The organism is Colwellia sp. RSH04 (genome assembly GCF_003545765.1).
In the GTDB taxonomy this organism is placed as follows: domain Bacteria; phylum Pseudomonadota; class Gammaproteobacteria; order Enterobacterales; family Alteromonadaceae; genus Colwellia.
Genome location: NZ_QXIO01000003.1, coordinates 406,961 through 419,275, shown reverse-complemented (window position 1 = coordinate 419,275; position 12,315 = coordinate 406,961). Strand labels below are relative to the sequence as shown.

Here is a 12,315-nt window from a genome sequence, read left to right as displayed (position 1 = left end):
ATATAATTAACCATATGAAGTATCAATCTGGTTTTACTATAATTGAATTGGTCACCGTAATTATCTTAGTGGGTATTTTAGCGGTCAATGTGCTGCCAAAATTTGATGGTACAAGTGCTTATGAGGCACATAGTCACCGTGCACAACTCATATCAGCTTTACGGTTAACGCAACAACGTGCCATGCAGCAAACTCGTCAAGATAACGCTTCAGGTGAGACTTATTGTCATCACCTAGTCATTGAAAATAAGCGCTATGGCGTACCTGACCGTCTGGATTGTACTGATTTAACCCTAAATGATGATTGGGATGAAGCGTCTGATATAACAGGGCATGTTGTGGACAGCCGATATAATATTACCTTTAACAATTCGTTTGCAGTCAATGCTGTTATTGCCTTTGATTGGTTAGGCCGTCCAATAGGGGGTTGTGCCAGTGGTTGTATTATAAATGTTAACAGTAATGTCGAAACGTTATCGATTCAAATAGAACCTGAGGGCTATATTCATGGCCTGTAAACTAAATAAATATGCTTTACTCAATGTTAAAGCAAAAATGCAAGGTTTTACCTTAATAGAAATTATCTTATCGATTGTCGTGTTATCAATTTCCCTGTCTATTATCTCTTCTTTAATTGCCCCAACCGAAGAGCAAAGTGCCGATGCAATTTTACAAATTAAAGCGGCAGAGTTAGGTCAAAGCTTAATGAATGATATTAATAGCCGTGCTTTTGATGATAATTCAGATATGACAGGTGGTCGATTGCGCTGTGATGATGGTACTCAACCTGATTGTACTGATGAAGTTAATTTTGGCGTTGAAGCGGGTGAAAATGCGAACGATATAAATACCTTTGATGATGTGGATGATTTTCATGGTTTTACTCAGCAGGTGAACGCGATAAATGCGGGATTAGATTCGGGCTACACTAATTTTGTTTTGAATGTTGAAGTGACTTATGACGGAGACAGTTTAAGTCTAGCTAATAACAGGTTAGCTAAAAAAATAACTGTTTCGGTAGAAACACCGCTTGGTACTGTTATTGAATTTGCTAGCCATAAGGCAAATTTATAATGGCTAAATTATTCAATAGTCGAGTTAATAGACACTATACATCGAGTAAGCGAACAGCAGGTTTTACTTTGATGGAGTTGATCATTGTTATTATTTTACTTGGGGTAATGGCTGTTGGTATTTCAGGCTTTATTAAATTAACGACTCAAACCTATTTAAACGTGAGTGAGCGAGATGAGCTTATTTCTAGTGCCCGATTTGTTGTTGAAAGGCTTAATCGTGAACTTCGAAATGCAGTTCCTAACAGTATTCGCCAGAAAAGCTCAGCCACTGAGCAATGCCTTGAATTTACACCAATATTGGCAAGTACTGTATATACTGATATCCCTGTTAACCCTGACAATAGTAATACCTTAGAGGTTATTCCTTTCATTGATATTGATGGTAATGACTATGTGTGCGCTAATTGCTCTGATGCTATCGTGGTTTATCCAACGAATACCAATGGCGAAGATATTTACACTGCAGCAAATAATAAACGTTATTCGCTCGAAGATTATACCTTGCCGATAGCGCCAGCACAGGTTGCAACATTAACATTAGAAGCAGCGGAAAGCTTTGCCGAACATTCACCAACAAATCGAGCCTATATTATTAATTCGCCTGTATCGTATTGTGTTATTGCGCAATCGGGAGAGGCAAAGGTGGTACGTTACAGTAACTATAATTTTCAGCAAAATCAGCAAAGTTCGAGTGACTTAATTGCTTCAGGCGCTAATTTAAGCTTAATGGCAGAAAACGTAGTTTATTCTCAAGCTGAAATACCTTTTATTGTGTTAAATGCAACGCTACAGCGTAATGCTGTTGTACAAACAAAGTTGGTATTTTTACGTGATAACGAACGCGTAGTTTTCGACAATGCAGTACATATAAATAATGTTCCTTAGTATGAACCTGATATTACGAAGGTCTATTGCTAAGTTAGGCATATCGCGTTACCTTTTTATAGATAAGGTTTTTTCTTGATACAAAAATGTAGTAGTCGCTAATTATGGCGCTAAGATTAAGAGACCAATCATGAAGCAGTATATTTATCCTTTAAAGCGAAGATATTTTACTAAAGTTGACTCTCAACAAGGGAGTGCGCTTATGCTGTCATTATTTATTATTATTGTATTGTTATTGTTAGGTAGTGCTTTAATTAAGGTACTTTCAACCAGCAGCGAAACTATTGCACAAGAAGTGATAGGTACTCGCGCATTGATGGCGGCAAATTCAGGCATGCAGGCACATTTACAGCGCACTTTTCCCTTAGATAATTCCAATTCATGCCCTGCTGATGACACCTATGATCTATCAGATATCGATGGTTTAAAGCACTGTAATGCTTCAGTAAGTTGTGCCATCTATAATACGCATAATCTAGTTAATTATTATCGTTTAACCAGCACAGGTGAATGCGGTAGCGGTGCTATTAGTGACCAGTCTAAAGGCGTAGTGCGTAGTAGCAGAACAATACAAGTTGAAGCGAGGAGTTTATGATGTTGATGAACTTGCTGCAAAGAACCTGTATTCACTTAGGCGTAATTATTTGCCTAGTATTTTCAACATCAAGTTACAGTGCGAATTGTATTGATATTTTTCCCGGTGCAACTAATGACGGCTTATTGGGAAATGGCTTTATTAATGTGCCTCCTTTTACTGGGGCAAATGGATATTTAAGTAATCCTCAAAACTTATTGTTAGGCGATCAACATTATTTAGCGAATGCATCATCTCAAACTATTACAGTTGACTCTTTACCAACATCTGAAACAACCTCTCGTTTATATATTGCTGGGGGCGCAAGTTGGATAAATGCTAAAATTAATGTCAGTGGTAACCCCGAAGATCTTATTATAATTGTTAGTGGTAGTTTAGCTATAGATGGCGGTAATACTGAAATCAATGCCATTATTTACAGTATGGGGTCTGTTACTATTACCGGTAAAGTCGATATTAATGGTGCTATTGCGGCTGAAGGTAATATCAGTGCCACACCCAGTGCTGACATTAATTATGATAGTGATGCTATTTTAAATGCAGATTTCAATGGAATGTGTAACAACGGTGTTACGCCAGCTATTGCGATATTAGAGTATCGGTTTGATGAGTGTCGCTATCAGGGCGTTAGTGGCGAAGTGGTTGATAGTGTCGGAGCAAGTAACGGTATAGCCGTCGGTGGGTTTACGACTGATGTTAATGGTCAAATAGAGTATTCTGCTAATATAGATGACGCGCAGCATTATATTGAAACGTCTGTTGCCTTGCCGGCAAGCTATAGTGTTTCAACGTGGTTTAAAAAACCAACAGCAGCTAATGGAAATCAATATTTTGTTTTAGGTGCTATGGCGACGGGCGGAGATTTATTGTACTTAGACGGTCAAAATAACTGGCGTTGGGGGGTATATGACGGTGCAGGATCAACGAATGGTACCTATGAGTTTGGTAATTTAAATAGTGATTGGCATCACTTAACATTGGTATATAGCGCAGGCAATACTCAATTATTTATTGATGGCGTTTTTGTTGATTCTGTCAGTAGAATGCCAAGTGGTACATTAAGATACATAGGTACTTCATTTGATGATATAGGTAGTGGTTCCCCCCAAGGGTTCAGAGCCCCATTAGATGAATTTATCGTATTTGATAACGCTTTATCATTAACACAAATCCAAGAGATTTTTGCCAATCAATCTGTTAAAAATAACTATGATGGAACAACTCGAACTCCAGTATTTTGTTCTCCCTTGGTGGCGGAATATAAATTTGAGCAACCAGATTTTAATACGCAAATAGATGACACTAGTGGTTATGATAACCATGCGGATAATATTTTGGGTGGTTTGTCGACACCTGATGGTAAGTATTGCCGAGGCTTTGAAAGTGAAAGTTGGAATGATTATAACGGTATCACCGATGCTTTTAGAGCAGGGCCAACTATTAATGAAGTAGGGGTTCAAGGGACAATTAGCTTTTGGTTTAATAGTTCAATTGATTGGGACCAAGGGCAAGAGCGTGTTCTTTTTGATGCGAGTAAACAATCAGCGACAGATAAGTATTTTGTCTTAGAAATTCAACAAAACGGACGATTAAAGTTTGCGTTTGAAGACTCTGCTGATGCTGATTTTACTATCATTGAAGGGAGTAATAACCGAGTTAAAGATACTTGGTATTATGTCACCACTACTTGGGATTTTACCAATAATAGCTTTGCTATTTATGTTGATGGCGTCTTGAGAGTTCAAGAAACACGCAATACTAACGGTGCACTAGGTGAGTTTAATCGAATTGTTTTCGGTGATAATTCATCAAACTATACCCAAGCGGGTAACTCTGTAATTGCTTCGCCTTATTCATCTCGGGGTGATTATGATGAAGTCAGAATTTATAACAAAGTCTTAACACCGACAGAAATTCAAACCGATATGGATGACGACAATGGATGTGCTAAGTCAATCATTGCCGAGTGGCGTATGGATGAGCTGCTTTGGAATGGCTCTGCGGGTGAAGTATTGGATGAAATAAACGCTTTACATGGCCAAGCGCTGGGCGGTGCATTGACATCAAATAGTGATCCTGCTCGTGCAGGCAACCCCGGAACGTGTGGCTTTGGGACTTTTGATGGTGTAAATGATTACGTACAAATAGCCGACAATGACCTTTTAGACTTGTCTGAGGCATTAAGTGTGTCTACTTGGATTTATCCCGAATCTATTCCAGGTTCTGGTTTAAAGTCGATAGTATCAAAAGATACTAATTATGAATTTCACTTAAACCCGCAAGGGGAAATATTTTGGTGGTGGGGAGACAATAGTTTCAGTACCTCAGGCGCTAATATTGCCGCAAACAATTGGTATCATGTTGTTATAACGTATCGTGATGGCAAGCAGAATATTTATATTAATGGCGTAAATAGAGGGTCGTTAAGTCACGCTGGCACGTTACCTGTCAATAGCAACCCATTGCAGATAGGTCAAGATCAAGGTATTAGTTCTCGCTTTTTTCATGGTCGTATCGATGAAGTGCGCATTTATGATTATGCTTTAAGCAGTACTGAAGTTAATGATGTCTATCAAGCAACTCATCCTTGTGATATTTATTTAGATCATTTTGAAATTGATACCTTAGACGGAGAAGGGCTCACTTGTCAGGCAGATAATATTACCATTCGCGCTTGCGCGGACGTTGACTGTAATACTTTAAATATAGACAATTTTACTGTTGACTTATTGATAAATGGTATACCAAATAAGAGCATCAATTTTTCAGGCGGTAGTGTCAATACCGACTATAGCTACACTGTTGCAGGTAATGCCGAGTTAAGTTTAGCTCAAGGGTACGAATGTCGAAACAGCAATGGTACGCCATGTGATGTTGATTTTAAGACGGCTGGTTTCATTATTGATAATGCATTAAATGACGGTATTCCAACGCAGTTATCGGGAAAATCTTCCGATGTTGAATACAACGCACGTAATTTATTTATTCAAGCCGTTAAAACAGATGATAACAGTGGTGCTTGCGTAGGGCTGTTTCCCGATGGCGGTGATGTACCAATCAACTTGTCATATACTTGTCATGGTGACAGCAGTGCTTGCACTAATGCGTTAATGTTAACCAATAATGGTACTTCTCATGCTATTTCTACTGCGGTATCTGCTCCTAGCCTACGTTTTAATACCGATTCAAAAGCCTTTTTTGATATTAATTATCCTGACGCGGGTAAATTAATACTTAATGCACAAAAGACGGTGCAAGTGAGTGATGCTGATGGCAATACAGAAGATTTAGACTTGTCTGTTTCTTCTAATGCTTTTGTCGTGCGCCCTTTTGCTTTTAAGTTATTTTTTGATGAAAATGTAGATAGTGATAATGCTGAGGCTTTGGCAGAGATTGTCTCTGGTTCTCGGGCAAATGGCACTAAGTTTAAAGTGGCAGGCGATAATTTTATTATTACGACAACGGCTGTTCAATGGGCGAGTGGTCAAGATGGTAATAGTGATGGTTACCCTGATGATTTAACATCAGTATCTGCAAATACTACTGCATTACATTTTGCCAATGAGCAAGTAACGTTAACAGGTGCCCTTCAATTACCAACACCTGGCAATGCAGGTATATTTGAGCAAATTTCAGATAATTTCTTTATAGAAGCTAATAATAGTTCGGTGAATAATACGCTCACTTATAGTGAAGTCGGTATTATTACCATTGACGCAGAATTGAAGAATGCGGACTACCTTGGCAGTGGTTTAGGGAAGATTCAAGGAAAAATTGCTAACGTAGGTCGTTTTTATCCTGCTTACTTCATACAAACAGTCAATAATACGGGAAGCTTATCGGCTAATCATGACATAGATGGCACGCAGCTGTTATGTGAAAATAAAGATTGGGCCTATGCAGGGCAAACGATTACTCAAGGTGGCAATACAACAGGTGCTATCTCTTATGCCGCCGCTGATGAACCTGAAATTAAGATTACCGCGTATAATATAAATAATGTCGTCACACAGAATTATACCGAGGCAGGGTTTACTAAATTAGCTGCCTCAGGTATCACCATACTTGAACCGACTATGGATGATGTTAAAGAGAGAAAGCCCATTGTTCCACCTGTTGTTGATGATAGAGTGAGAATTTCCTCGGTGATGAGTGCAGGTAGTAATCCTGTAGTAGGTGATAATAATGGCGAATTGATTTACACCTTTAATAGCACCGACCATTTTATTTATGAGCACAATAATCGCTCTGAATTAGCACCATTTCAGGCGCGCATTCCTTTTATCGTTGATACCATTATTGATGACGATGGTGTTGCTTTGTATGCTGGTTCTGCTGCTTCAATTACCCCTAAAGAGAACGTGATTACCGAAGGGGTTGAAATACGTTTTGGGCGTTGGTTAATGCAAAATAGTTTTGCACCAGAAACACAAGACTTGCCTATGCCAATGTTTATTCAATATTTTAATGGTGTTGAGTATATTAATAACCCTGATGAAAGCTGTATGATTCCACAAATTGCAACTAAGTCTATATCAGGCACCCTAGGTAGTGGCGGATTAGCCTTATGGGATTATCGATTAGTTGATGCAGATAATACAGATAATCTTACGCCTGCACACACAGATGCCAGTGTTGATGGTGAAAGCTTTACTGTAGGTGTTTATAGAGAGAGTGGGCTTTCTCCTGCGTTGAAGTTTTCAGCGCCACCACCAAGTAATCGTCAAGGTCCTCTGAGGGTCGAATATGAAGTACCACCGTGGTTACAGTTTGACTGGACTGGTAATGATGCTTTTGATGATAACCCAAGAGCAACCTTAACTTTTGGCTTATACCGCGGCAACGATCGTATTATTTATCAGCGTGAAGTCGATAGATAACCAAAGACGCATTAAGCGCCAAAATGAGTAATATAATTAAAAAAGTAACAGGCTCTAATATTCTGTTACTTTTTTTATGATATTTCTCTTGGTATCGTTTGTTTTCTCTCAAAAAAAGCAACACATTCACTTCATACTAAGGTATGATTGTTCGATCTGTGATTTAAAGATCACGCGCACTAGTTAATTGACCATTTTAATAGGATATTTCGACCCTATGTTTAAAAAATTACGCGGCATGTTTTCTAACGACTTATCCATCGATTTAGGAACAGCAAACACCCTTATTTATGTCAAAGATCAAGGCATAGTATTAAATGAACCTTCTGTAGTTGCTATTCGACAAGACCGCGCAGGTGGCTCGAAAAGTGTTGCTGCCGTTGGGGTAGCTGCCAAACAAATGTTAGGTCGTACACCTGGAAATATTGAAGCGATTCGCCCAATGAAAGATGGCGTAATCGCTAACTTTTTTGTTACTGAAAAAATGTTACAGCACTTTATCAAACAAGTGCATAGCAATAACTTTCTTCGCCCAAGCCCTCGTGTCTTAGTATGTGTTCCATGTGGTTCTACCCAAGTTGAGCGTCGAGCTATACGTGAATCAGCTATGGGCGCTGGCGCTCGTGAAGTTTACTTAATTGATGAGCCTATGGCGGCGGCAATTGGTGCAGGAATGCCGGTATCAGAAGCAACAGGCTCTATGGTTGTTGATATTGGTGGTACTACAGAGGTTGGTATCATCTCATTAAATGGTGTTGTTTATTCATCGTCTGTGCGTATTGGTGGTGATAAATTTGATGAAGCCATTATTAATTATGTACGTCGTAACTTTGGTAGCTTAATTGGTGAAGCGACGGCTGAACGCATTAAACATGAGATTGGCTCAGCTTATCCAGGCGAAGAGTTAATTGAAATTGAAGTTCGTGGCCGTAATTTAGCCGAAGGTGTTCCACGCAGCTTTACCTTAAACAGCAACGAAATTTTAGAAGCATTGCAAGAACCTTTAACTGGTATTGTTAGCGCTATTATGGTTGCCTTAGAACAATCACCACCAGAACTTGCCTCAGATATTTCTGAGCGTGGTATGGTGCTTACCGGTGGTGGAGCATTACTTAAAGATTTAGACCGTTTATTGATGGAAGAAACAGGGATACCGGTTGTTGTGGCTGAAGATCCTCTAACTTGTGTTGCACGTGGCGGTGGTAAAGCATTAGAGATGATTGATATGCACGGTGGAGATTTATTCTCCTACGAATAAACCATTGCTCACAAGGATTTAATGTTTTTAACTTTTTAAATACGCAAAACTTGTAGCTTTTCTATGAACCCAATTTTTAAACATGGACCATCCCCACAGCACCGACTTATCTTGGTGCTGTTCTGTTCTGCAGTGTTGATATTTTTTGATCATAAGATGTCAAGCTTTGATGTAGTAAGAGGTTATTTGCAATCGATTGTTAGTCCATTGCAGTATATGGCGAATGCCCCTAAACAATTGATGACATGGGGGGCTGAGAACTTAGTCACTCGTCAGCGATTAATGACTGAAAATGAAGTGTATCGTAAAAATGAACTTTCATTTCATGAACAGTCCATGCAATTGAACATCATAAAACAAGAAAATGAAAGACTACGCTCATTACTTGCCTCACCTGTAAGACCTGATATAAAAAAAATGTTTGCTGAGATTCTGTCAGTAGATAGTGACCCCTATACGCATCAAGTTTTGATTAATCGTGGTACTAGCGATGGTGTCTATGAAGGGCAACCTGTACTTGATGAAAAAGGTATTGTAGGTCAAATCCTACATGTTGGCGCAAGAAGCTCACGTGTCATATTAATCACTGATGTGACTCATGCAGTTCCAGTACGAATTCAACGAAATGGCTTGCGGTTAACAGCTTCAGGTACCGGTAGAATTGACTTACTTATACATAATTTTGTTCCACACAGTGCAGATATTCAAGAAGGTGATTTAATTGTTACTTCTGGTTTAGGCGGTAAATACCCTGAAGGTTACCCTGTGGCTAGAGTGACTAGAGTAAGCAATGATGAAACACGCGAGTTTTTACGTGTTTACAGTCAACCCATTGCCGAAATAGATCGCTTAAGATATGTGTTATTACTCTCTAAAGAAGAGCCTGTCAGCATTTTTGCACCCAAAGGTGCGAGTGAAAAAATAAAAGAAGCAGCTAGCGTAACGGAGAGTAACTAATGTTTTCTCATAATGGCATTATTATTGTTTTTACTCTGTTGATAGCACTGATGGCGAGCATTATGCCAATGCCACTTAGTGTTGATGCTTTTCGCCCTGATTGGGTACTCATTGTATTAGTCTATTGGTGTTTAGCTTTGCCGAGTAAAGTTAATATTATTACCGCTTGGTTTATGGGGTTTATACTTGATGTATTGCTAGGCTCGGTATTGGGCGTGCATGCGGCTGCTATGGCATTATCAGTATATATTGTTGTGGTAAACTTTCAAAAAATACGAAATTTTTCCGTTTGGCAACAAGCGTTAATCATAGGTATTTTAGCTGCTTTATATCATTTATTAGTTTTCTGGATGCAGCGCTTCCTTACTGATGCTGTTTTTCTTACCAGTTATTTATACCCGGTTATTACCAGTGTCGTGTTGTGGCCTTGGGTCTTTTTATTACTGCGCCGAGTTCGTCGCCATTTCAAGATTATGTAATTATGAGTAAGCAATTAATTCTGGCTTCACAGTCGCCAAGACGCAAAAGTTTATTGAATCAACTAGGATACAAATTTGAAACGGTAGTTGCTGATATAAACGAAGATCAATATAGCAATGAAGACCCTGAGCATTATGTTGTTAGGTTAGCTAAAGAAAAAGCTCAACATGTTTTTGATTTATTAGCAAATCAAGACAATAGTTTAGTATTAGGGTCTGATACTTGTGTTGTTTGTGATGGGCGTATTTTTGGCAAACCTAACGATTTAGCTGATAGTATTTCGATGTTAACTTCACTTTCAGGTAAAGAGCATCAAGTATTGACAGCTATTGCGTTAGTGAGCAACAACACGGTTACTTTTGATGTTGTTACCACTCGTGTTTTTTTCAAAACATTAACTCTTGATGAAATTGAACAATACTGGCAAACCAAAGAGCCACAAGATAAAGCAGGCTCTTATGCTATTCAGGGTATTGCAGGGCAATTTGTTAAGTCAATTCAAGGGAGTTTTTCTGCTGTTGTCGGCTTACCATTATTTGAATGTGGTCAATTGTTAAAGCAAGCTGGCTTAACAAGTGTATTACCTATGTCTTCAGAATAAAGGCTGATTTGATGACATTTTTTTCATTATCTGACTTCAATTAAGGCAACGAACATGACCGCAGAATTATTAATAAATGTAACGCCAAGTGAAACACGTGTCGCTGTTATTGAAAATGGCTCATTGCAAGAAGTTCATATTGAGCGTGAAGCAAAACGCGGTATCGTAGGTAATATTTATTTAGGTAAAATCATCCGAGTCTTACCAGGTATGCAAGCCGCTTTTGTTGATATTAATTTAGAAAAAGCGGCATTTTTGCATGCGTCAGATATCAATTCTAAATTACTGTTAAAAGAAGAAAATGATCAAACTGCCGATATACGCTCATTGGTTCATGAAGGGCAGTACATTATGGTGCAAGTGGTTAAAGATCCACTTGGCTCTAAAGGCGCTAGATTAACAACAGATATTACCATTGCTTCTCGTTATTTAGTGTTAATGCCTCATGCAACCCATGCAGGTATTTCTCAACGCATTGAAGATGATAAAGAACGTAAACGATTAAAGAGTATCGTTAGTCCCTATTGCGATGAGCACCAAGGTTTTATTGTTAGAACAGCGGGTGAAGGAGCAGGAGAAATAGAGCTTAAACATGATGCGGAGTTTTTACGTCGTGTTTGGCAAAAAGTATTAGAGCGTAAATTACGCAAACAAGTAAAGTTACCTTTATATCAAGACTTACCGTTATCTTCTCGAGTATTAAGAGACTTTGTTGGTATTGAACTTGAGCGAATAAGAGTTGATTCTAAATTAACTTATGATCAATTAGCGGAGTTTACTCAAGAGTTTGTTCCTGAACTTACGCCTGTACTTGAGTATTACCCTGGTGAACGTCCGATCTTTGACTTGTTTTCTGTTGAAAGAGAAATACAACGCGCATTACACAGAAAAATAGAATTGAAATCAGGTGGCTATTTAATTATTGATCAAACGGAAGCCATGACAACAATTGACATTAACACGGGGGCTTTTGTCGGACATCGTAACTTAGAAGACACCATTTTTAGTACTAATGTTGAAGCCACTCAAGCGATTGCTAGACAACTAAGGCTGCGAAATTTAGGTGGCATTATCATTGTTGATTTTATTGATATGCACAACGAAGATCATAAACGCAGAGTATTACATAGTCTTGATATGGCAATGAGTAAAGATAAGGTAAAATATTCAATTCAGGGTTTTTCATCGCTTGGTCTTGTCGAAATGACACGAAAACGAACGCGAGAAAGTTTAGAGCACGTTTTATGTGATGAATGCCCAGTTTGTACAGGTCGTGGTAATTTAAAAACCGTTGAAACCGTATGTTTTGAGATATTACGGGAAATTGTAAGAGTAAATCGTGCTCATGATGCAGACAAATTTATTGTCTATGCCTCACCTGCGGTCAGCGAGTTTCTAGTGAATGATGAGTATCATAACCTAGGGGAAGTAGAAGTCTTTATCGGTAAGTTAATTAAAGTACAAGTAGAACCAATGTATAATCAAGAACAGTTCGATGTTGTGATGATGTAGATTAAAATAAGTCACGATATAAAATTAACTTTCAACGAAATAAAGCATCTAAGCAATAAGAGTCATTAGGA

10 protein-coding genes are annotated in these 12,315 nt (G+C 38.5%); all 10 read left to right on the top strand.

Features of this window, described 5'->3' with window-relative positions; translation table 11 throughout:
- Window positions 1–14 precede the first annotated feature (14 nt).
- Window positions 15–518 (top strand): type II secretion system protein, encoded by a 504-nt coding sequence (locus D1094_RS07460; protein ID WP_118959462.1) that lies wholly within the window; start codon window positions 15–17, stop codon window positions 516–518.
- Window positions 508–1,074: a prepilin-type N-terminal cleavage/methylation domain-containing protein gene (locus D1094_RS07455; RefSeq protein ID WP_118959461.1), complete on the top strand. Its 567-nt coding sequence runs from the start codon at window positions 508–510 to the stop codon at window positions 1,072–1,074. The genes D1094_RS07460 and D1094_RS07455 overlap by 11 nt, the downstream gene beginning before the upstream one ends.
- Window positions 1,074–1,961, top strand: a complete 888-nt coding sequence (locus D1094_RS07450; RefSeq protein WP_118959460.1) for a type II secretion system protein — start codon at window positions 1,074–1,076, stop codon at window positions 1,959–1,961. Before D1094_RS07455 ends, D1094_RS07450 begins: the two co-directional genes overlap by 1 nt.
- A 130-nt stretch (window positions 1,962–2,091) precedes the next feature.
- Complete coding sequence (locus D1094_RS07445; RefSeq protein ID WP_118959459.1) at window positions 2,092–2,556, top strand: MSHA biogenesis protein MshP; 465 nt, start codon at window positions 2,092–2,094, stop codon at window positions 2,554–2,556.
- Between the two features lie 5 nt (window positions 2,557–2,561).
- On the top strand, window positions 2,562–7,436 hold the full coding sequence (locus tag D1094_RS07440; protein WP_182440124.1) for a LamG domain-containing protein: 4,875 nt from the start codon (window positions 2,562–2,564) through the stop codon (window positions 7,434–7,436).
- A 217-nt stretch (window positions 7,437–7,653) separates the two neighbouring features.
- Window positions 7,654–8,694 (top strand): rod shape-determining protein, encoded by a 1,041-nt coding sequence (locus D1094_RS07435; protein ID WP_118959457.1) that lies wholly within the window; start codon window positions 7,654–7,656, stop codon window positions 8,692–8,694.
- A gap of 63 nt (window positions 8,695–8,757) precedes the next feature.
- Window positions 8,758–9,651 carry a rod shape-determining protein MreC gene (gene mreC / locus D1094_RS07430; RefSeq protein WP_118959456.1) on the top strand — a complete coding sequence of 298 codons (894 nt, stop codon included), beginning with the start codon at window positions 8,758–8,760 and terminating at the stop codon, window positions 9,649–9,651.
- Window positions 9,651–10,130, top strand: a complete 480-nt coding sequence (gene mreD, locus D1094_RS07425) for a rod shape-determining protein MreD (protein ID WP_118959455.1) — start codon at window positions 9,651–9,653, stop codon at window positions 10,128–10,130. The genes mreC and mreD overlap by 1 nt, the downstream gene beginning before the upstream one ends.
- Window positions 10,131–10,132: 2 nt before the next feature.
- Window positions 10,133–10,732, top strand: a complete 600-nt coding sequence (locus D1094_RS07420; RefSeq protein WP_118959454.1) for a nucleoside triphosphate pyrophosphatase — start codon at window positions 10,133–10,135, stop codon at window positions 10,730–10,732.
- A 54-nt stretch (window positions 10,733–10,786) separates the two neighbouring features.
- Window positions 10,787–12,244: a ribonuclease G gene (gene rng / locus D1094_RS07415; protein WP_118959453.1), complete on the top strand. Its 1,458-nt coding sequence runs from the start codon at window positions 10,787–10,789 to the stop codon at window positions 12,242–12,244.
- Window positions 12,245–12,315: the final 71 nt, after the last annotated feature.

Bases quoted from the DNA above. Each gene is read 5' to 3' on its own strand.
- D1094_RS07445 (WP_118959459.1), top strand. From the start codon at position 2,092: ATGAAGCAGTATATTTATCCTTTAAAGCGAAGATATTTTACTAAAGTT.
- rng (WP_118959453.1), top strand. From the start codon at position 10,787: ATGACCGCAGAATTATTAATAAATGTAACGCCAAGTGAAACACGTGTC.
- D1094_RS07460 (WP_118959462.1), top strand. From the start codon at position 15: ATGAAGTATCAATCTGGTTTTACTATAATTGAATTGGTCACCGTAATT.
- D1094_RS07435 (WP_118959457.1), top strand. From the start codon at position 7,654: ATGTTTAAAAAATTACGCGGCATGTTTTCTAACGACTTATCCATCGAT.
- D1094_RS07450 (WP_118959460.1), top strand. From the start codon at position 1,074: ATGGCTAAATTATTCAATAGTCGAGTTAATAGACACTATACATCGAGT.
- mreC (WP_118959456.1), top strand. From the start codon at position 8,758: ATGAACCCAATTTTTAAACATGGACCATCCCCACAGCACCGACTTATC.
- D1094_RS07440 (WP_182440124.1), top strand. From the start codon at position 2,562: ATGAACTTGCTGCAAAGAACCTGTATTCACTTAGGCGTAATTATTTGC.
- D1094_RS07420 (WP_118959454.1), top strand. From the start codon at position 10,133: ATGAGTAAGCAATTAATTCTGGCTTCACAGTCGCCAAGACGCAAAAGT.
- mreD (WP_118959455.1), top strand. From the start codon at position 9,651: ATGTTTTCTCATAATGGCATTATTATTGTTTTTACTCTGTTGATAGCA.
- D1094_RS07455 (WP_118959461.1), top strand. From the start codon at position 508: ATGGCCTGTAAACTAAATAAATATGCTTTACTCAATGTTAAAGCAAAA.